The 18,566-nt window shown below is 62.0% G+C and carries 21 protein-coding genes; 12 read left to right on the top strand and 9 right to left on the bottom strand.

Annotated features, from left to right (window positions below; translation table 11 throughout):
* Nucleotides 1-52: 52 nt before the first annotated feature.
* Nucleotides 53-1,144 carry an ABC transporter ATP-binding protein gene (locus HT585_RS26450; RefSeq protein WP_176355779.1) on the top strand — a complete coding sequence of 364 codons (1,092 nt, stop codon included), beginning with the start codon at nt 53-55 and terminating at the stop codon, nt 1,142-1,144.
* A 47-nt stretch (nt 1,145-1,191) separates the two neighbouring features.
* Here the strand turns inward: HT585_RS26450 and HT585_RS26445 are convergent, their stop codons facing one another.
* From HT585_RS26445 to HT585_RS26425, 5 genes are read right to left on the bottom strand one after another with little or no spacing between them, the layout of a single operon-like run.
* Nucleotides 1,192-1,698 (bottom strand): GAF domain-containing protein, encoded by a 507-nt coding sequence (locus HT585_RS26445; protein WP_176355778.1) that lies wholly within the window; start codon nt 1,696-1,698, stop codon nt 1,192-1,194.
* A 21-nt stretch (nt 1,699-1,719) separates the two neighbouring features.
* Nucleotides 1,720-2,460, bottom strand: a complete 741-nt coding sequence (locus HT585_RS26440; protein WP_077502081.1) for an ABC transporter ATP-binding protein — start codon at nt 2,458-2,460, stop codon at nt 1,720-1,722.
* A complete protein-coding gene (locus HT585_RS26435) occupies nt 2,457-3,290 on the bottom strand; it encodes an ABC transporter ATP-binding protein (protein ID WP_176355777.1) in 834 nt (277 codons plus the stop codon). The genes HT585_RS26440 and HT585_RS26435 overlap by 4 nt, the downstream gene beginning before the upstream one ends.
* The gene (locus HT585_RS26430) at nt 3,290-4,195 is read right to left on the bottom strand and encodes an ABC transporter permease (RefSeq protein ID WP_077501841.1); all 906 of its coding nucleotides are present in this window, start codon (nt 4,193-4,195) and stop codon (nt 3,290-3,292) included. Before HT585_RS26430 ends, HT585_RS26435 begins: the two co-directional genes overlap by 1 nt.
* Nucleotides 4,196-4,207: 12 nt before the next feature.
* A complete protein-coding gene (locus tag HT585_RS26425; RefSeq protein WP_176355776.1) occupies nt 4,208-5,269 on the bottom strand; it encodes an ABC transporter permease in 1,062 nt (353 codons plus the stop codon).
* Nucleotides 5,270-5,404: 135 nt separating this feature from the next.
* Between HT585_RS26425 and HT585_RS26420 the strand changes: the two genes are divergently transcribed.
* The 3 genes from HT585_RS26420 to HT585_RS26410 all read left to right on the top strand — a co-directional run bounded on the left by HT585_RS26420 (nt 5,405) and on the right by HT585_RS26410 (nt 8,266).
* Nucleotides 5,405-6,091, top strand: a complete 687-nt coding sequence (locus tag HT585_RS26420) for a helix-turn-helix domain-containing protein (RefSeq protein ID WP_343214089.1) — start codon at nt 5,405-5,407, stop codon at nt 6,089-6,091.
* 10 nt (nt 6,092-6,101) lie between these two features.
* Nucleotides 6,102-7,691 (top strand): ABC transporter substrate-binding protein, encoded by a 1,590-nt coding sequence (locus HT585_RS26415; protein WP_176355775.1) that lies wholly within the window; start codon nt 6,102-6,104, stop codon nt 7,689-7,691.
* Between the two features lie 146 nt (nt 7,692-7,837).
* The gene (locus HT585_RS26410; protein ID WP_176355774.1) at nt 7,838-8,266 is read left to right on the top strand and encodes an OsmC family protein; all 429 of its coding nucleotides are present in this window, start codon (nt 7,838-7,840) and stop codon (nt 8,264-8,266) included.
* 44 nt (nt 8,267-8,310) lie between these two features.
* On the opposite strand, the gene HT585_RS26405 is transcribed toward HT585_RS26410, so the two are convergent.
* Together HT585_RS26405 and HT585_RS26400 are read right to left on the bottom strand one after the other, a co-directional pair.
* The gene (locus tag HT585_RS26405; RefSeq protein ID WP_176355908.1) at nt 8,311-8,832 is read right to left on the bottom strand and encodes a hypothetical protein; all 522 of its coding nucleotides are present in this window, start codon (nt 8,830-8,832) and stop codon (nt 8,311-8,313) included.
* A 47-nt stretch (nt 8,833-8,879) separates the two neighbouring features.
* The gene (locus HT585_RS26400; protein WP_176355773.1) at nt 8,880-9,305 is read right to left on the bottom strand and encodes an Lrp/AsnC family transcriptional regulator; all 426 of its coding nucleotides are present in this window, start codon (nt 9,303-9,305) and stop codon (nt 8,880-8,882) included.
* 124 nt (nt 9,306-9,429) lie between these two features.
* Between HT585_RS26400 and HT585_RS26395 the strand changes: the two genes are divergently transcribed.
* From HT585_RS26395 to HT585_RS26360, 8 genes are all read left to right on the top strand, one after another.
* Nucleotides 9,430-10,479, top strand: coding sequence for an ornithine cyclodeaminase (locus tag HT585_RS26395; RefSeq protein ID WP_425513791.1), 1,050 nt, complete (start codon nt 9,430-9,432; stop codon nt 10,477-10,479).
* 1 nt (nt 10,480) lies between these two features.
* Nucleotides 10,481-11,452, top strand: coding sequence for a citrulline utilization hydrolase CtlX (gene ctlX, locus HT585_RS26390; RefSeq protein ID WP_176355771.1), 972 nt, complete (start codon nt 10,481-10,483; stop codon nt 11,450-11,452).
* A gap of 31 nt (nt 11,453-11,483) precedes the next feature.
* On the top strand, nt 11,484-12,287 hold the full coding sequence (locus HT585_RS26385; RefSeq protein ID WP_173423018.1) for a dimethylarginine dimethylaminohydrolase family protein: 804 nt from the start codon (nt 11,484-11,486) through the stop codon (nt 12,285-12,287).
* 29 nt (nt 12,288-12,316) lie between these two features.
* Entirely contained in the window at nt 12,317-13,117 is an 801-nt protein-coding gene (locus HT585_RS26380; protein WP_176355770.1) for a transporter substrate-binding domain-containing protein, read from the top strand.
* Nucleotides 13,118-13,238: 121 nt separating this feature from the next.
* Complete coding sequence (locus HT585_RS26375; RefSeq protein WP_176355769.1) at nt 13,239-13,952, top strand: ABC transporter permease; 714 nt, start codon at nt 13,239-13,241, stop codon at nt 13,950-13,952.
* Nucleotides 13,952-14,653 carry an ABC transporter permease gene (locus tag HT585_RS26370; protein ID WP_176355768.1) on the top strand — a complete coding sequence of 234 codons (702 nt, stop codon included), beginning with the start codon at nt 13,952-13,954 and terminating at the stop codon, nt 14,651-14,653. Before HT585_RS26375 ends, HT585_RS26370 begins: the two co-directional genes overlap by 1 nt.
* A 37-nt stretch (nt 14,654-14,690) precedes the next feature.
* Nucleotides 14,691-15,455: an ABC transporter ATP-binding protein gene (locus HT585_RS26365; protein WP_176355767.1), complete on the top strand. Its 765-nt coding sequence runs from the start codon at nt 14,691-14,693 to the stop codon at nt 15,453-15,455.
* A 10-nt stretch (nt 15,456-15,465) separates the two neighbouring features.
* Entirely contained in the window at nt 15,466-16,617 is a 1,152-nt protein-coding gene (locus HT585_RS26360) for a M20 aminoacylase family protein (protein WP_176355766.1), read from the top strand.
* A 28-nt stretch (nt 16,618-16,645) separates the two neighbouring features.
* Here the strand turns inward: HT585_RS26360 and HT585_RS26355 are convergent, their stop codons facing one another.
* The gene (locus HT585_RS26355) at nt 16,646-18,022 is read right to left on the bottom strand and encodes an FAD-containing oxidoreductase (protein WP_176355765.1); all 1,377 of its coding nucleotides are present in this window, start codon (nt 18,020-18,022) and stop codon (nt 16,646-16,648) included.
* A complete protein-coding gene (locus HT585_RS26350) occupies nt 18,019-18,486 on the bottom strand; it encodes a DUF4126 domain-containing protein (RefSeq protein WP_176355764.1) in 468 nt (155 codons plus the stop codon). Before HT585_RS26350 ends, HT585_RS26355 begins: the two co-directional genes overlap by 4 nt.
* Nucleotides 18,487-18,566: the final 80 nt, after the last annotated feature.

Genomic DNA, 18,566 nt, shown 5'->3' with positions numbered 1-18,566 from the left:
CAGCATCCCGGCCGCTTTCGCGCCGGCTATCGTCATGAGAAAAGGCGTCAGCATGTCCCAGGTCCGGTTGGAGCAGATCACCAAGTCCTTCGGTAGCGTCACCGTTATCCCGCCGCTCGATCTTGAAATTGCCGATCGGGAGTTCGTCGTGCTTGTCGGGCCGTCCGGTTGCGGTAAGACGACCACACTGCGCATGATTGCGGGCCTTGAGACGGCTTCCTCGGGCACGGTTCGGATTGGTGAACGTGATGTCACCGATTTGCGCCCGGGCCTGCGCAACTGCTCGATGGTGTTCCAGAACTACGCGCTCTACCCGCATATGACGGTGGCGGAGAATATCGGCTACGGCATGAAGGTGCGCGGCACGTCCAAGGCCGATATCGAAAAATCCGTCGCCGAGGCGGCCCGCATTCTCAATCTGGGCGCTTACCTCAATCGCAAGCCAAGCGCTTTGTCCGGTGGCCAGCGCCAGCGCGTCGCCATCGGCCGCGCGATTGTCCGCCAGCCTGATGTCTTCCTGTTCGACGAGCCGCTGTCGAACCTCGACGCCAAACTGCGCATTGAAATGCGCACTGAAATCAAACTGCTGCACCGACGGCTTCAGACCACAGCGGTCTACGTCACCCACGATCAGGTCGAGGCCATGACGATGGCGGACCGCGTTGTCGTCATGAACCAGGGACGCATCGAGCAGGCGGCCGATCCGATCACGCTCTACGAGGCGCCGAGCAATCTGTTCGTCGCCGCGTTCATCGGCGCGCCGAGCATGAATTTCGTCGAAGGAGTGCTCGAACGCGGTGATGGCGGGCTCTGGTTCAAGGCGGATGGAGGTGTCGCGGTCAAGATCCCGGACACCCGCGCCAAGAGGCTGGACGCTTTTGTCGGTCAGGCGGTCGTGCTCGGCATTCGCCCGGAGCATACGATGTCGTCGGAGGCCGATGCGCCAAGGCTCACCCTACAGGTGCGCGATATCGAGCCGCTGGGGCCCCATACTCTGGCGCTCGGAAAGGTTGGGAAAGCCACCTTCACCGGACAGATACATGCGGCATCGCCTGTCCGGCCGGACGACACGATCGAGGTGCCGATCGAGGCGCAGAAAATGCATTTCTTCCTGAAGCAGACCGGGATGGCGATCCGTCGCTGAAGCAAAGGCCGGGACCGGGGACAATGGATGCCCCCGGTCTCGAGAGATCAGCTCTTGGCCGCGCGGGCTGCGGCAAGAAACGCCAGCTTCGCTGGCAGTTCCAGGTGCTTCGACAGGGCAATGCGCTCCGGCGTGTAATGGTGCTCGACGTCAAGGCAGTTGACAGTTCCGAGCAGCACGCCGCCGACGACGACCGGGATGTTGGCGACCGAGCCGCAGCCGAGTGCCCAGATCGTTTCGTGGTCGCCGAACACCTTGGAGATATCGACGATGGTGTTGGCCACGAATGTCTTATGCTCCTTGTGGACGATGTCGAACCAGCTGTCGTAGCGGATCGGCTTGGTGCCGGAGGTCGGATACTCCTCGGGGTGCGAAGTGTAGGCGCGACGGGCGACTTCGTTGACCATATCGACGGTCATGGTGGTGAAGAGCTTGGCGCCGATCACCTGGCGGCAAAGCGTCTGAAGCGCGCCCAAGATGGCGTCCGCGTCGGTTTCCCTTGCAATCGCCGCATCGAATTCAGCCAACGCGGCAGCGATCTGTTCACTGTTCATCATATGTCCTTGGAATGTTGATTAATTCGCGTGCGCTGCGCTGATGTGCATCAACTCGCGCGAATACGGGTCCTTGAGGTCGCCGCGCTTGAGGTCGGCGACGTCGGCCACCTCGACGATGCGGCCCTGCCGCATGACGGCCAGCCGGTCGCAGAGGAAGGAAACGACTGGAAGGTTGTGGGTGACCATGAGGAAAGTCAGGTTCTGCTCCTGCCGCAGGCGCTTCAAGAGGTTGAGGATTTCCGCCTGCACCGACACGTCGAGCGCCGATGTCGGCTCGTCGAGCAGCAGGACCTTCGGCTTCAGCATCAGGGCCCGGGCGATGGCGACACGCTGACGCTGTCCCCCGGAAAGCTGGTGCGGAAAGCGGAAGCGGAATTTCCGGTCGAGACCGACGGAGGACATGACCTCTTCGATGCGGGCGCTGCGATCGCCGATGCCGTGGATCGTCAGGGCTTCGCCGAGCGTGGCGTCGACGGTCTTGCGCGGATGCAGCGAGCCGTAGGGATCCTGGAACACCATCTGGCATTGGCGGGAGAAGGCGCGGTCGATGCCATGGCTGCGCGGCTTTCCGAAGACGTTGATCTCGCCGGTCCATTCGGGCGCAAGCCCGGCGATTGCCTTTAGCACCGTCGACTTGCCGGAGCCGCTTTCACCAACGAGGGCGAAGCTTTCGCCATCGGCAATCTCGAGGTTGACGTCGTGCGTGATGTGCGCTTCGCCGTAGAAAATGTCGAGGTTCTTGAGCGAAATCGCCGTCATTTCTTTGCCCATGCGCTGCGGTCGAGCACAGGAAGCTCGGTCCGGGTTTCGTCGAGACGCGGGATCGAAGCGATGAGGCCACGGGTGTAGGGGTGCTTGGCGTTCATCAACTCGCCCGCCTTGCACTCTTCCACCACCTCGCCGGTGTTCATCACCAGGATGCGGTCGCAGTAGCTCGACACAAGATTGAGGTCGTGGCTGATGAAGATCAGGCCCATGCCCTTGCGCTTGACCAGTTCGTCGATGATGTCGAGAACCTGGGCCTGTACCGAGACGTCGAGCGCGGAGGTTGGCTCGTCGGCGATCAAGAGGTCCGGCTCCGGGATCAGCATCATCGCGATCATCACGCGCTGACCCATGCCGCCGGACACCTCATGCGGGTAGAGCTTGGCGACACGTTCCGGATCGGCGATGCGCACCGATTCCAGCATGGTCAGGACGCGGTTGTTCACCTCGCGGCGCGGCAGACGCTGATGCGTCAGAAGCGCCTCGGCGATCTGTTCGCCAATGGTCATGACCGGGTTCAGCGAGAACTTCGGATCCTGCATGACCATCGAGATGCGGGCGCCGCGGATCGGGCGCATCTGCCGTTCGGAGCGTGTCAACAGATCGATGCCGTCGAAGGTCAGCTTGTCTGCCGTCATCCGTCCCGGCGCACGCACCAGTTTCAGGATCGAGCGGCCGGTCATCGACTTTCCCGAACCGCTTTCGCCGACGATCCCGAGACGTTCGCGGCCGAGGGTGAAGGAGAGGCCACGCACGACCTCAAGGTCGCCGCGCGGCGTCGGGAAGGTGACGCGCAGGTTTTCGATTTCGAGAAGCGGGTTCATCAGCGTTGCTCCCCACTCTTCGGATCAAGAACGTCGCGCAGGCCGTCACCCAGGAAGCAGAAGCCGAGGCTGACGAGAATGATCGCAAAACCCGGCATCGTTGCCACCCACCACTGGTCTAGGATGAAGGAGCGGCCGCGCGAGATCATCGCGCCCCATTCGGGAAGCGGCGGCTGTGCACCGAGGCCGATAAAGCCAAGGCCCGCGGCCGTCAGGATGATGCCGGCCATGTCGAGCGTGACGCGCACGATCATCGACGAGGTGCAGAGCGGCAGGACGTGGCCGAGATTGACCCGAAGGCTCGAAGCCCCGAGCAGGCGCACGGCCGAGATGAACTCCGAGTTCTTGAAGGTCATCGTTTCGGCGCGGGCGACGCGGGCGTAGCCGGGCCAGGAGGTGATGGCGATGGCGATGATCGCGTTCTCGATGCCCGGGCCAAGCGCTGCGACGAAGGCGAGCGCCAGGATCAGCTTGGGCAGCGACAGGAAGATGTCGGTGATGCCCATGAGGATGCGGTCGACCCAGCCGCCGAAATAGCCGGCGGCGACGCCGATCACCAGACCGGCGGGTGCGGCAAGGACGGCAACCAGGGTGACGATCGCCAGCGTGATGCGTGCACCGTAGACGACACGCGACCAGATATCGCGGCCGAGTTCGTCGGTTCCCATCCAGTGCGCCGCGCTTGGCGGCAGCAGGCGTTCGCCAAGCGCCTGGCGCAGCGGATCATGCGTCGCGATCCAGGGCGCAAACAGCGCGGTCAAGACGAGCACCAGGATGATGATCGCGCCGACCACGGCGAGCGGGTTGTGCATCAGCGCGCCAAAAATCCGGTAGAACCGGCCGAGGCGCGCTTGCATCGGCGAGGCGGGGCTGTCGTCAATCAGCCAGTCGCGAAGTGTTGTCATGTCCGCTTCTCCCTAGCGCGCACGCGGATCGAGCACGCGATAGAGCACGTCCGATATCTTGTTGATGCCGATGAAGACCGCGCCGATCACCAAGGTCGAGCCGAGAACGGCCGCCATGTCGGCGTTGAGCAGGGCGACGGTCAGGTAATTGCCGATGCCGGGCCACGAAAAGATCGTCTCGATCATCACGGAGCCTTCGAGCAGGCCGGCATAGGACAGGCCTATGACGGTGATCAGCGGCACGCGGATCGGGCGGAAGGCATGGCGCCAGATGACAAGCCGTTCCGGCACGCCCTTGACGCGAGCCGTTGTCACATATTCCTGGCTCAGCTGGTCGAGCATGAAGGAGCGCGTCATGCGGGCGATATAGGCAAGCGAGAAGAAGCCGAGGCAGGATGCCGGCAGAATCAGGTGCCAGACCGCGTTGCGGAAGATCTCCCAGTCGCCGGCAATGATGCTGTCGACGAGGATGAGGCCGGTGATCGGGGTGACGACGCCGTCATAGAAGATGTCGACCCGGCCGGGACCGCCGACCCATTTCAGCTTCGCATAGAACACCGCGAGCCCGACAAGACCGAGCCAGAAGGCCGGTACGGAATAACCGAGCAAGCCGACGACACGGATGCCCTGATCGAGCCACGAGCCGCGGCGGCTTGCGGCGATCACGCCGAGCGGGACGCCGATCAGAACACCGAGGATGATGCCGAGCGTTGCCATTTCCAGCGTCGCCGGGAAGACCCGGGCGAGATCCTCGATCACAGGCTTTCCTGTGGAAACCGCCGTGCCGAAGTTGCCGGTTACCACATCGCCGACATAGCTGACGAACTGCGCCGCCAGCGGTCGATCGAGCCCCATTTCCTCGCGGACGCGCTCATAAACAGCGACAGGCGCGCGGTCGCCGACGACGGCGAGCACCGGATCGATCGGCACGATGCGGCCGATGAAGAAGGTGATTGCGAGCAGGCCGATGAAGGTCACGCCAAGCGTGACGAGGAAGCCCAGAGCCGAGAAAAACCGCCGTCTGCCAGGGCTTTGCACCCCGGCGCGGCGCGTCGGAGCGGGCGCTGTAGTCATATTGTTGTCTGCCACGTGGCGATTCCATCCCTCGTTCGCTTGCGCTCGCGGCTGTCGATAGCGCAAGAATTCGCTTGGAGTATATAAATAAGTTTGCTTAAATCAAAAAAATTTTACTGGGGAGGAGAACGCATCGTGACCGTGCCATCTGAGGATGCAGAGACCGCATCCGGCAAAGCCGCGACTGCGGGTCAGCCGCGGATCGGCGCGCTGGTGCGTGCGCGGCGACGGCAGATGCATATGACGCTGCAGGCGCTCAGCGATGCGGCCGGCGTCTCCGTCGGCTATCTCAGCCAGATCGAGCGAGACCTCGCCATGCCGTCGCTCGGCACGCTCGCGCAGATCGCCCAGGGGCTGAACGCCGAGCTCAATCACTTCATCCTGGCGCCGGCGATCGACACCGGTCTGTCGCGTGCCAGCGAACGCATGGTCTTTTCCGTCGGCGGCTCGCCGGTGTCCTATGAGCGCATTGGCGCCGACTTTGCCGGAAACCAGCTGTCCAGCTTTGTCATCACCATCCCCGCCGGGCACCGCTCCGAGGTGTTCAGCCATGAAGGCGAAGAGCTGGTGTATGTCCTGCAGGGAGAAATCCTCTTCGGCCTCGATGATGACGAGACCACGCTGACGCCGGGCGACGGCCTGCACTTCCGCGGGATCCAGCCACATTACTGGTGGAACAAGACGGACCGGCCCGTGCGGCTGATCTGGACCGGAACGTTGCCGCTGTTCCGTTCCCGCACACCCTTGCCCAACGAGACCGGCATGCCCCAGGCAGTCCCCAAGCCGGCGACGACAACAAAAACCAAACCTCATCGAAAATAGGAGAGCAATGATGAGAATGTTCAAGGTCGCGGTTTTCGCGGCGTCCCTTATGCTGAGCGTGTCGCCGGCAGCTTTGGCGGAGACCCCTGCCGAAGTGCTGGTCGTTGCCCAGAACATCGACGATATCGTCAGCATCGACCCGGCCGAAGCCTATGAGTTTTCGTCCGGCGAATATGTGACGCAGACCTATGACCGCCTGGTGCAGTACGATGCGCCCGACGTTCTGAAGCTTTCGCCGGGCCTTGCCAGCGAATGGACCGCTGACGATGCAGCAAAGACGATCACCTTCACCCTGCGTGATGGCGTGACCTTCTCTTCCGGCAACCCGCTGCGTGGCGAAGATGTCGTCTACTCTTTCAAGCGCGTCGTCGTGCTCAACAAGGCGCCCGCCTTCATCCTGACGCAGCTTGGCTGGACGCCTGAAAACATCGACAAGATGGTGACCGCCGACGGCAACAAGGTGACGATCAAGTATGAAGGCGACTTCTCATCGGCCTTCGTGCTCAACGTTCTTGCCGCCCGTCCGGCCTCGGTCGTCGACGCTGAAGCCGTCAAGGCGAACGAAGCGGACGGCGACTACGGCAACGCCTGGCTGAAGGCGAATTCGGCCGGTTCCGGCCCGTTCGTGCTGAAGGCTTTCCGCGCAGGTGAACTCCTGAACCTGCAGAGCAACCCGAACTATTTCGGTGGCGCTCCGGCAATCAAGGGCGTGATCATCCGTCACGTCGCAGAAGCCGCAACGCAGCAGCTGATGCTTGAAACCGGCGACGTCGATATGGCGAAGAACTTGACGCCGGACCAGATGGCAAGTGTTGCCGCCAAGGGCGGTATGAAGGTCGAATCCTATCCGCAGGCAGCCGTTCACTTCCTGTCGTTCAACCAGAAGGCCGCAGCTCTGCAGCCGCCCGCCGTCTGGGAAGCTGCCCGCTACCTCGTCGACTACAAGGGCATGACCGACAGCTTCCTGAAGGGCCAGATGGACATCCACCAGGCCTTCTGGCCGAAGGGCTTCCCGGGTTCGCTCGACGAAACCCCGTACACCTATGATGTCGAAAAGGCGAAGAAGATCCTTGCCGACGCGGGTGTCCAGACGCCGATCAAGGTGACGCTCGACGTCATCAACTCGACGCCGTTCACCGATATGGCCCAGTCGCTGCAGGCTTCGTTCGCCGAAGCCGGCATCACCTTCGACATCATCCCGGGAACCGGCAGCCAGGTCATCACCAAGTACCGCGCTCGCACGCATGAAGCCATGCTGCTCTATTGGGGCCCTGACTTCATGGACCCGCATTCGAACGCCAAGGCTTTCGCCTATAACGAAGACAATGCGGACGACAAGTACCAGTCGACCACCACGTGGCGTAACGGCTGGGCGGTTCCGGCCGAGCTTAACGAAGAAACGAAGGCTGCTCTGAAGGAAGCCGATCCGGCCAAGCGTTCGGCACTCTATGTCGACCTGCAGCGCAAGGTTCAGGAAAAGTCGCCGATCGTGATCATGTTCCAGGCCGCAACCCAGGTTGCCATGAAGGACAAGGTCGAAGGCTACGTCAACGGCGCCACCTCCGACTTCGTCTTCTACCGTCTCGTCAAGAAGAACTGATTCCTGCGCGCGCTCACTTGCGTCAGCGACTGAGCGCGGACATATCAGCACCGTGGGCCACGCGTGGCCCACGGCATGACGGCCGGTTCGGGACTTCTGCGCAACAGCAAAGCCCGATGGCGTGAACACTGAAGAAGGCGAGTAACATGGCAGACGTGAAGGTGAGGACGCGGGAAACAGGCGCCACGGCCAAGGTGGGAAAAACCGGTTTTCCGCATGTAACTTCGGTTACGGGCGGTGAGCTGGATATCGTGACGGGCCCATCGCAGCCCGGCTACGGACCGCTCGATCTGCTCTATGCCTCGCTCGCCAGCTGCCTGGTGTTGAGTGCCCGCATTGCGGCAAGCCGCTTTGGCGTCCTCGACCGATTGGCCGAAGTCAGCGCCAAGGTGACCGGTGAGAAGGCCCACGACGAACCGTCACGGATCGGGAAATTCGAGATTGTCTTCGACATCAAGGGCGATTTCGACGAGGCGACCCGACATGCCATTGCCGAGGCGGCAGAGAACGAAATCTGCACCGTCAGCAACACCTTGCGCGGCAACCCGGAATTTGTGACCCGATACGCCGATTGACGTTCTTGCATGAGTGGCCCGACTGTCTCGGGCCACATCGGGTGTCAATCCATGAACGGCGCGAGTTCCGCGTCGAATTCGACTTCGACGACATTGTTGAACAGCGCGGTGGCCACCATGATGCCCACAAAGGCCACCAGGTTAACGAGCGCTGCATTGTCATAGCGTGCCTTCAATCCATCCCAGATCTCCGCAGGCACCGCATTGGAATTGGCGACGATCGCCCGGCCGAAATCGATCAGCCGCTGTTCGTCCGCCGTCGGCACGAGCGAATGGAAGTCCACGCCGGAATTGGCAAAGGCGCGGCGGAAGAACCCCATCGCGATCGGCGATTGCATCGCCTCCGAAATCGCATGCGACAGCAGCCAGATCGCCCGATCGTCGAGAGCTGGCCGCAACTCCTCCCTCAGGGTGAACCACTCCGCATAGATCCGGTGCGCCGTCGGCGAATGCAAAAGCGTACGCTTCATGTTGGTCATGCGGCCACGGACACGCACCTCCTCGTCATGGGCGGCGCGGATATCTTCGGAGGCGGTGTCGTAGTCGATCTGCGGAATATGGCTCACGGTCATGCCTGTCTGGCGCGGTTTCGGTGCGCTCTTGCTGTTGGGAGTTAAACGGTACTGAGCAGAATGCTCGTCTCGCTGTTGGATACGCCTTCGACGTCGCGCACTTCACGCAGGATGCGGTCGAAATCGCTGAGGCTGTTTGCGCGGATTTCTGCCACCAGATCCCAGCCGCCATTCGTCGTATGCAACTGGTAGAGTTCGGGCAGGCCGCGCAGATATTTGATCACCTTGGTAGTGTTGCGGCCGCTGACCTCGATCATCATGATAGCCCGGATGGCGCGATCGTCATAATCCTGCCGCACGCGCAGGGTGAAGCCCAGAACCGCGCCGCTCTCCAGCAGGCGGTCGATGCGCGTCTGGACGGTTGCCCTCGAAATGCCCAGCACCGTTGCGATCTTGGAGTAAGGCGCACGGCCGTCTTCTCGCAGGAGCGAAATAAGCTGGTGATCGAGTTCGTCGAAGATATGCATGAATGTTGTATAACTTGATTGTGCAATTTGCTCAATAATAGTTTTCTTTTTGAGCAGGTTTAAAATTTCAACTCGCTTCTTGCATGCCTACGCTGACTTCATCAAATTTCGCGATGGAGTTGGAATCGTGGTTCAGTATGTCGGTGTCGGCAACGTAATCGAGCTGGTCAAATCGATCGGCATTGAAACGTTCCTGTTGGGTCTCGCGGAATATATCGAAGACGATTTCCGCAGATGGAACGCTTTTGAGAAAACCCCGCGGCTGGCGAGCCATTCGAAGACGGGGGTCATCGAACTGATGCCGACCTCGGATGGCGAGCATTACGGCTTTAAATACGTCAACGGCCACCCGACGAACCCCAATGTCGGCCTGCAGACGGTCACGGCGTTTGGCGTGCTCTCGGATGTCAGCACGGGTTATCCCTGTCTCGTCTCCGAGATGACGATCATGACCGGCCTTCGCACCGCCGCAACCTCGGCGCTGGCGGCGAAGTATCTCGCTCGTCCCGATGCCCGCTCGATGGCGATCATCGGCCTCGGCGCGCAGTCCGAGTTCCAGGCTCTGGCCTTCCGCGCTCTGCTCGGCGTCAAGCGCCTGCAGGTTTTCGATATCGATATCGAGGCGGCGGACAAGTTCCTGAAGAACCTCGCCGACATGGATTTCGACATCGTCGTTGCTAAGACCGCCGAAGAGGCCGTTGCCGGAGCCGATATCATCACGACGGTGACGGCCGACAAGCGCAACGCGACGATCCTCTCTGACAACATGGTCGGCGCCGGCGTCCACATCAATGCCGTCGGTGGCGACTGCCCGGGCAAGACCGAGTTGCAGGGCGATATCCTGCGTCGCGCCGACGTCTTCGTCGAATATCCGGAGCAGACACGCATCGAAGGCGAGATCCAGCAGATGGCGCCGGATTTCCCGGTCACCGAACTCTGGCAGGTTATCACCGGCGACGCAGAAGGCCGCCGAAGCAACGGTCAGATCACCATCTTCGATTCCGTCGGCTTTGCCACCGAGGACTTCTCGGCGCTCCGCTTCCTGCGCGACAAGATCCAGGGCACCGCATTCTACACCGAGCTCGACCTTACGACGCAGCCGGCGCACCCACGCGATCTCTACGGTCTGTTCCGGCAGCAGCCGGCGGCCCCTGCCGAGCGGAGCGCTGCATAACATGAAGAGACTGTCCGTACAGGCACCAAAGGGCGTCGTGATGATCCGCCCGCACCATTTCGGCCCGAACCCGATGACGGCCAAGGACAATGCCTTCCAATCGACCGACAAGGCGCGCAAGCCCTCGGCGATCGCAACGGCCGCCTTCGACGAAGTGACGCGCATGGCTGACGGCCTTTCGGCCGCGGGCGTCGCCGTCCATCTGTTCGAGGACGAGACGGTCACGCGCCCGGACTCCGTGTTCCCGAACAACTGGTTCTCCACCCATTCGGGCGGGCATGTGGCGATCTATCCAATGTATTCGGAAAGCCGCCAGAGCGAGCGCCGCGCCGACATCATCGAGATGCTGAAGACCGAGTATCGCGTTCAGGACGTGATCGACTATTCCGGTCTCGAAAAGGATGGCGTCTATCTCGAAGGCACCGGCGCGATGGTGCTCGACCATATTGGCCGTGTCGCCTATGCCGCACGCTCGAACCGCACCAACGAGGTGGCGCTGGAGCGCTTCTGCACCCACTTCAATTTCGAGCCGATGGTCTTCGGCGCGGTCGACCGCAACGGCAACTCGATCTACCATACCAATGTGCTGATGTGCATTGGCACCGACTTCGCGCTGATCGGCACCAGCATGATCCCGGATGTCGCACGGCGGCAGGAGATCTGCGCGCGTCTGGAAGAGACCGGTCGCCAGGTCATCGACCTCACGATCGATCAGATCGAAAACTTCGCCGGCAACGCCATCGAGCTCGATGGCGCCGACGGGCGCGTGGTGGTGATGTCGGCGCGGGCGCTCGCGTCGCTTCGCGCCGATCAGATCAAGGCGCTCGACTCTTCGGCCCGGGTGCTTGCCTTCGACGTGCCCACCATCGAGCTTGCCGGCGGCTCCGTGCGCTGCATGCTCGCGGGCGTTCATTTGTCGCGCAGAGAACCGGCCGGTACGCAAAAGCTTTACGCCGTCCCATCCGATCGATAGAAGCACCTCATCCAAGCCAAAGGTACTACAAATGTCGCAAGCACGCCCCGTCTACAATTTCAACAACATCATCGTCCGCACGCCCTCGACGACCGTCGTCAACGGCCTGCGCGCCGATGATCGTGGCAATCCGACCTATGAAGGCGTGAAGGCCGAGCACGACACCTACATCGCTGCGATGAAGGATGCGGGCGTCAAGGTCACCGTTCTTCCGGCTCTCGAAGCCTTCCCGGACTCGATCTTCGTCGAAGATCCGGCGCTGGTCTTCACCGAAGGTGCTATCCTGCTCCGTCCGGGTGCTGCGACCCGCGTCAAGGAAACGATCGAGATCGAACCGACGCTTCGCGCCATGTTCGAGACCGTTCTCGACCTGCCGGGTACGGGTCTTGCCGACGGCGGCGACGTGCTGACGACCCGCGAAAGCGTGATGATCGGCCTTTCGGCCCGCACCGACAAGGTCGGCGCCGAAGCGCTACAGGCCTGCCTCGACAAGCTCGGCCGCAAGAGCGAGATCGTCGCCACCCCGGAAGGCGTGCTGCACTTCAAGACCGATTGCTCGCTTCTTGACGAAGAGACCGTGTTGTCGACCGCCCGTCTCGCAAAGTCCGGCGTGTTCGATCGTTTCAAGCAGGTGATCATCCCTGAGGGCGAAGAGCCGGCGGCCAATGCGCTGCGCGTCAACGATGTCGTCATGGTCGGCTCGGACTTCCCGCGCACGATCGAGATGCTCGACAAGCTCGGCTACAAGGTCGTGCCGATGAAGACGACTGAAATCGGCAAGATCGACGCCGGCCTGTCCTGCATGTCGCTGCGCTGGTTCAGCAACACGCTCTGATCCAGACATATTTTCGCGGAGGAATTATCATGAGAACGTTCAAGTCTGCCCTGTTTGCAGGGATCGCCCTTACCCTGGCGGCAAGTGGCGCTTTCGCTGAGGACACGCTGCGCCTGGGCATGACGCCGGAGCCCTACATGCCGTTCACGCAGGTCAACGCCGGCGGCGAATGGGAAGGCCTTGAGGCCGACCTGTCGCGTGCGCTCTGCGAAAAGATGGCGGTGAAGTGCGACATCAACCAGATGGCTTGGGATGGCCTCATCCCGTCGCTGAAGGAAAACAAGGTCGATTTCATCATCGGCGCCTTCTCGATCACCGATGAGCGCCGCAAGGTCGTCGATTTCTCTACGCCTTACTACACCGAAGGCACGTCCTTCGTTGGCGCCAAGTCCGACACCAGCGAGATCAAGACGGTCGACGCTGCCGATGGCACGGGCCAGATCATCGATCCGGCCAGCGTCGAAGGCAAGATCATCGGCGTGCAGACGTCGAGCGTGCAGTCGGCCTACGTTGCCAAGTACCTGCCGGGCGCAGAAGCCAAGAGCTACGATACCGCCGACAACTCCGTCGCCGATCTCGTTGCCGGCCGCGTCGACTACGTTCTGATCCCGGATCTCTACATCCAGACGTTCCTGAAGTCGCCTGACGGCGCCGACTATGAAGTCAAGGTAGAGGTTCCGAAGAACGCCGTTCTCGGCGAAGGCGTTGCCTATGCCGTGCGCAAGGGCGATGCCGCGACGCTTGAAAAGGTCAATGCCGGTCTTGCTGCTCTCGAAAAGGACGGTCAGGTCAAGACGCTCGTCGACAAGTGGATCTTCGGCAAGAAGTAACTGAGATTATCGAGGGCGTCGGGCCGAGCCCCTTCGCCCTCGATTGCCGAACGGACCGCAGCGTCCGGGCATCATCGCAGCCCTTTGGCTGACGACACCAATCGGGAACAGGTAGCGACGGATGGACTATTACTGGCAATTGCTTGCCTGGGGCGGCGAGGGCTGGGGCGACGATTTCGCCTGGGGCCTTGTGATGACGCTGCAGGTCTCCGTGGTCGCCTATGCGGTCGCGGTCCTTTTCGGCTTGCTGGGCGCTGCCGGAAAGCTGTCGAAGCACCGTCTTCCCCGTCTCCTCGCCGATATCTATACGACCGTCGTGCGTTCGCTGCCCGAACTCCTGGTCATCCTGCTTCTCTATTTCTCGGTGGCAAGCGGCGTTGAGCGACTGTTGAAGCATTTCGGCCTCGTTGCCGAGACCTTCCAGTTCAGCTCCTTCTGGGCGGCCATCATCGCGCTTGCCTTCGTCTCCGGCGCCTTCATGACGGAGGTGCTGCGCTCGGCCTTTCTTGCTGTCCCTCCGGGGCAGATCGAGGCCGCGGTGTCGATCGGCATGCGGCCGCGCAAGGTCTTCACCCGTATCGTGCTGCCGCAGATGATGCGGCACGCCGTTCCCGGCATGGGCAATCTCTGGCTTTCGATCACCAAGGAGAGCGCCATCATCAGCGTGCTCGGCTCGTTCAGCGAGTTGCTTTACACAGGCTACCGCGCTGCCGCAGGCACCAAGCAATACATCTTCTTCTACGGCCTGACGGCGGTCCTGTTCCTGTTGATCACGCTCGTCTCGGCCTTGGTGATCGCCCAGATCGAGCGCCGCCTGAACCGGGGGCACCATTGATGGATACGATCTCCAACGTCATCGGCTTCCTGCCGGCCCTCATCAAGGCGACCCCGCTCACGCTGCTTCTGACGGCTGTTGCCGGCATCTTCGGTCTGGTCATCGGCACACTTGTGGCACTCGCCCGGCTTTCGCCGCGCCGTATCCTGTCGATGCCCGCCTATGTGTTCACCTTCGCGTTTCGCGGCACGCCGCTGCTGGTGCAGATCTATCTCGTCTATTATGGCCTCGGCCAAGTCTTGCCGGGAACCTGGGTTCGCCACAGCTTCCTGTGGCCCTATCTTCGCGACGGGCTGTGGTATGCGATCTTCGCGCTCAGCCTCAACCAGGCCGCCTACAACGCCGAAGTCATCCGCGGCGCGATCAAGGCGATCCCGCGCGGACAGATCGAGGCGGCAAAGTCGATCGGTATGCGCTCGTCGCTGATCCTTCGGCGCATCACGCTGCCGCAGGCGCTGCGGTCCTGCCTGCCGGTTCTGACGGGCGATCTGATCATTCTGTTGAAGACGACCTCGCTCGCCTCCACCATCACCATTCTCGAAGTGATGGGCACGGCGCGCATGCTGCAGCGCCAGTCGCTGTTGATCTTCGAACCGTTGATCGCCGCCGGCATCATCTATTTCACCGTCGTCTTCATTCTGACGCGGGTCATGAACGTCGTCGAGAAGCGGCTGACCCGCTACCGCACGGCGAAGGCATAAGCACAAGGCGCGCAACCGCGCCACAGGAGGAACGACGATGGTCGCAACCGCACTGTCTGTGAAGAACATCCACAAGAGCTTCGGCTCGGTCGAGGTGCTCAAGGGCGTTTCGTTCGAAGCGAAATCCGGCGACGTCATTTCGCTGATCGGCAGCAGCGGCTCGGGGAAAAGCACGCTGCTGCGCTGCATCAACTATCTCGAGACGCCGGACGAGGGCAAAATCACGGTTTCGGGCGAAGTGATCCGGACGGTAAAGGGCAAGGACGGCAAGCTCGTTGCAGCCGACAAGCGCCAGCTCGAACATATCCGCACACGCCTTGGCATGGTGTTCCAGAGCTTCAATCTCTGGTCTCACAAGACCATCCTCGAAAACATCATCGAAGGGCCGATGCATGTGCTGGGCATGACGCGCAAGGACGCCGTCGGCGAGGCCGAGGTGCTGATGGAGAAGGTCGGCATCACGCCGAAGCGCGACCATTACCCCAACCAGCTTTCGGGCGGCCAGCAGCAACGCGCGGCAATCGCGCGCGCTCTGGCGATGAAACCTGATGTCATGCTCTTTGACGAGCCGACCTCGGCGCTCGACCCGGAACTGGTCAACGAGGTGCTGCTGGTCATCAAGAAGCTAGCCGAGGAAGGGCGCACCATGGTGATGGTGACGCACGAAATGTCGCTGGCGCGCGACATCTCCAGCGAAGTCATCTTCCTTCACAAGGGGCTCGTCGAGGAACGCGGCGCCCCTTCCCAGGTCATGCGTGACCCGAAATCGGCGCGCCTGCGCCAGTTCCTGCAGATGGCCTGAGGAGAGAACTATGCGCGACGCGACCCTGTCGGAATTCCTGCCCGAACTCGTCAATATCCGCCACAAGCTGCACGAGATGCCGGAAATCGGCCTCTCCGAGGTCAAGACCTCCGAATTCGTCGCCGGGCTGCTGCAATCCTGGGGCTTCGAGGTCACGCGCGGCTTGGCGACCACCGGCATCGTGGCGACGCTCAAGCGCGGCAACAGCAACCGCTCGATCGGCTTTCGCGCCGACATGGACGCCCTGCCGATGCAGGAAGAGACCGGGCTTGCCTATCAGAGCCAGCATCCGGGCGCGATGCATGCCTGCGGCCATGACGGTCATACGAGCATGCTGCTGGGTGCTGCCTGGGCGCTGTCGCAGGACGAAAGCTTCAACGGAACGGTGCATCTGATCTTCCAGCCGGCCGAGGAAAATTTTGGCGGCGGCAAGCTGATGATCGACGACGGCCTGTTCGATCGGTTTCCCTGCGAGCGCGTCTTTGCGCTTCACAACTGGCCGGGCCTGCCTGCCGGCACCTTCTCGACCCGTGCCGGCGCGATGGCCGCTTCCATCGACGTGCTGACCTTGACGATCAAGGGCAAGGGCGGTCATGGGGCGCAGCCGGAACTGACGGTCGATCCTGTCGTCGTCGGCTCGAGCCTCGTCATGGCGCTGCAGACTCTGGTGTCGCGCAACGTCTCTCCACATCAGCCCTCGGTCGTCACCGTCGGTTCATTCCAGTCAGGCTCGGCCTCCAACATCATTCCCGACACGGCATTGCTTGAGATCAGCATGCGGGCGACCGACCCGGTCGTGCGCAAGCAACTGCAGGAACGCGTCGAGCAGATCGCCCGCTTCCAGGCGCAGAGCTTCAACGCCGACGTCACGTTCGGCTGGCAGGTGGGTTACCCCGCGACCATCAACAATGCGGAGGCGGTCGAGCACGCACGGGCGGTGATCAGCGACAAATTCGGCGAGGAGGCGTTCGTCGAGCTGGCAGAACCGCTGATGGGCAGCGAGGACTTTTCCTTCCTGCTGGAGGAAGTCCCTGGCGCCTACGTTCTGATCGGCAACGGAGATTCGAGCGGATTGCACACGACCCGCTACGACTTCAACGACGATATCCTCGAGCGCGGGGCGATGTATTTTTACCACCTGGCGCGTTCGGCGCTGGTATGAGCGTGCGTGACGGCCGGTTTCCCGGCCGTCAGCCCACCGGTTTGAGATCGCCGAAGACCGTCGGGATCAGTTCCGAAACAGTCGGATGAATGTGCACCGCATGGGTGATCGTGGTGTAGGGCTTTTTCGCGTACATGACGTCGAGAATGCTCTGCACCGCTTCGTCGCCGCCGGTCCCCAGGATCGACGCTCCAAGGATTTCCTTGCTGTCGGCGTCGACAACCACCTTCATGAACCCCTCGGTCTCGCCTTTTTCGACCGCACGACCGACACGGGTCATCGGCCGCCTGCCGACGGTAATCTTGCGGCCGGTCTTGCGCGCCTCGGTCTCGCTCATGCCCGCCCGGCCGAGCGGCGGATCGATATAGAGCGCATAGGTTGAGATGCGGTCGCTGACCCTTCGGGGCTCGCCGTCGAGCAGGTTGGCAGCAACGATCTCGAAGTCGTTGTAGGCGGTGTGGGTAAAGGCGCCGCGACCGTTGCAATCGCCCATGGCGAAGATATGCGGCACGTTCGTGCACAAGGTGTCATCGACCTCGACATAACCCCGTGCGTCCATCTTCACGCCCGCCTTGTCGAGGCCCAGATCGTCGGTGTTGGGCCGCCGTCCCGTCGCAAGCAGAAGATGCGAGCCGGTGATCTCGGGTGCGCCGGAGGTGCAGTCGACACCGGCGGTGACATTGTCGCCCTGTCTCGAAAAGCGGATGCATTCGGCATTGAGACGAAACCGGATGCCCTCCTTCTCCAGAATTGCAAGCACGGCATCGGAAATGTCAGGGTCTTCGCGCGCAATCAGCCTCGGGCCTTTCTCGATCACCGTCACCTCGGAGCCGAAGCGGCGGAACATCTGCGCAAACTCGAGGCCTATATAGCTGCCGCCGACAATGATCAGGTGGGTCGGTAGCACGTCCAGATCCATCATCGACACATTGGTGAGAAAAGGCACGTCGTCGACACCCGGAAAATCTGGCGTCGCCGCTCGGCCGCCGGTGTTGATGAAGATCTGGTCGGCACTGAGGCTTTCTTCACCGACCCGGATGGTGTGCGGGTCCTCGAATTGGGCGTGGCCTTCGAAGATGGTGCAGCTTTCCATCCCCTTGAGCCAATTTTCGACGCCCGTGCGCGCGTCTGTCCTGACCTTGTCCTTGCGCGCCATGACGCGCTTGAAATCAACGGAAACGGGCCCTGTCGTCACGCCGAAATCGGCGCCACGACGCGCCATGTGCACGGCGTAGGCGCTGGCGACCATTGCCTTGGTCGGCATGCAGCCGGTGTTGACGCAGGTGCCGCCGAAGAGCTTGCGCTCGACAAGGGCAACGGACTTGCCGGCAGCCGTCAGGCGGCCGGCAAGTGATGGTCCCGCCTGGCCAGCGCCGATGATGATGGCATCGAAATGTTTCGTCATAGGACCGAGGACACCACCCAGAGCGCGAGCAGCACGGCGACAAGGTCTTCGACCAGGGCGATCGGCAGGTCCCTGCCGCCTGTTGCTGCAACCAGCCGCTTGCGTGCCTCATAACCACCAAGTGTGCCGATTACGGCGCCAATGAAGCCGGCAACCAGGCCGCCGATCATCGAGCCGTCGACCGTGCCAAGGACTGCACCGCAGAAACCGCCGCTGACGATACGTGCGCCGAATTGCTGCGGCACCTTTCGGCTTGGCGTGCTCGGTAGCTGATCGGTGACGAATTCGACCAAAGCGAGAAGCCCGAAGATATAGGGCGTGAAACGGAAGCCCAAGAAGGCTGCCCAGGTCCCGGAAACCGGCAGCCATCCGGCCGCAGCCGCAATGCTGACGGCGGCAGGCGCGGTCATGGCGCGAAGGCCGGCGACCACGCCGATAAGAAGCGCGAGAAAGTAGATCGACATTGATTCCCCGAAGGTTCGCCGGGCGAACCCGCGCCGCCAGCCCCCAGGCGGTTCGGATCGAGCGGCATCGCAACCAAGAG

The organism is Ensifer oleiphilus (genome assembly GCF_013371465.1).
Classification (GTDB): Bacteria; Pseudomonadota; Alphaproteobacteria; order Rhizobiales; family Rhizobiaceae; genus Ensifer; species Ensifer oleiphilus.
This window is presented reverse-complemented; position numbering and strand designations above follow the sequence as displayed.

Excerpts from the sequence above, each read along its gene's own strand:
- HT585_RS26435 (WP_176355777.1), bottom strand. The coding sequence starts at position 3,290 with ATGAACCCGCTTCTCGAAATCGAAAACCTGCGCGTCACCTTCCCGACG.
- HT585_RS26355 (WP_176355765.1), bottom strand. The coding sequence starts at position 18,022 with ATGACGAAACATTTCGATGCCATCATCATCGGCGCTGGCCAGGCGGGA.
- HT585_RS26370 (WP_176355768.1), top strand. The coding sequence starts at position 13,952 with ATGGATACGATCTCCAACGTCATCGGCTTCCTGCCGGCCCTCATCAAG.
- HT585_RS26375 (WP_176355769.1), top strand. The coding sequence starts at position 13,239 with ATGGACTATTACTGGCAATTGCTTGCCTGGGGCGGCGAGGGCTGGGGC.
- HT585_RS26425 (WP_176355776.1), bottom strand. The coding sequence starts at position 5,269 with ATGACTACAGCGCCCGCTCCGACGCGCCGCGCCGGGGTGCAAAGCCCT.
- HT585_RS26350 (WP_176355764.1), bottom strand. The coding sequence starts at position 18,486 with ATGTCGATCTACTTTCTCGCGCTTCTTATCGGCGTGGTCGCCGGCCTT.
- HT585_RS26440 (WP_077502081.1), bottom strand. The coding sequence starts at position 2,460 with ATGACGGCGATTTCGCTCAAGAACCTCGACATTTTCTACGGCGAAGCG.
- HT585_RS26410 (WP_176355774.1), top strand. The coding sequence starts at position 7,838 with ATGGCAGACGTGAAGGTGAGGACGCGGGAAACAGGCGCCACGGCCAAG.
- HT585_RS26365 (WP_176355767.1), top strand. The coding sequence starts at position 14,691 with ATGGTCGCAACCGCACTGTCTGTGAAGAACATCCACAAGAGCTTCGGC.
- HT585_RS26415 (WP_176355775.1), top strand. The coding sequence starts at position 6,102 with ATGAGAATGTTCAAGGTCGCGGTTTTCGCGGCGTCCCTTATGCTGAGC.
- HT585_RS26450 (WP_176355779.1), top strand. The coding sequence starts at position 53 with ATGTCCCAGGTCCGGTTGGAGCAGATCACCAAGTCCTTCGGTAGCGTC.
- HT585_RS26400 (WP_176355773.1), bottom strand. The coding sequence starts at position 9,305 with ATGCATATCTTCGACGAACTCGATCACCAGCTTATTTCGCTCCTGCGA.
- HT585_RS26385 (WP_173423018.1), top strand. The coding sequence starts at position 11,484 with ATGTCGCAAGCACGCCCCGTCTACAATTTCAACAACATCATCGTCCGC.
- HT585_RS26430 (WP_077501841.1), bottom strand. The coding sequence starts at position 4,195 with ATGACAACACTTCGCGACTGGCTGATTGACGACAGCCCCGCCTCGCCG.
- HT585_RS26380 (WP_176355770.1), top strand. The coding sequence starts at position 12,317 with ATGAGAACGTTCAAGTCTGCCCTGTTTGCAGGGATCGCCCTTACCCTG.
- HT585_RS26445 (WP_176355778.1), bottom strand. The coding sequence starts at position 1,698 with ATGAACAGTGAACAGATCGCTGCCGCGTTGGCTGAATTCGATGCGGCG.
- HT585_RS26360 (WP_176355766.1), top strand. The coding sequence starts at position 15,466 with ATGCGCGACGCGACCCTGTCGGAATTCCTGCCCGAACTCGTCAATATC.
- ctlX (WP_176355771.1), top strand. The coding sequence starts at position 10,481 with ATGAAGAGACTGTCCGTACAGGCACCAAAGGGCGTCGTGATGATCCGC.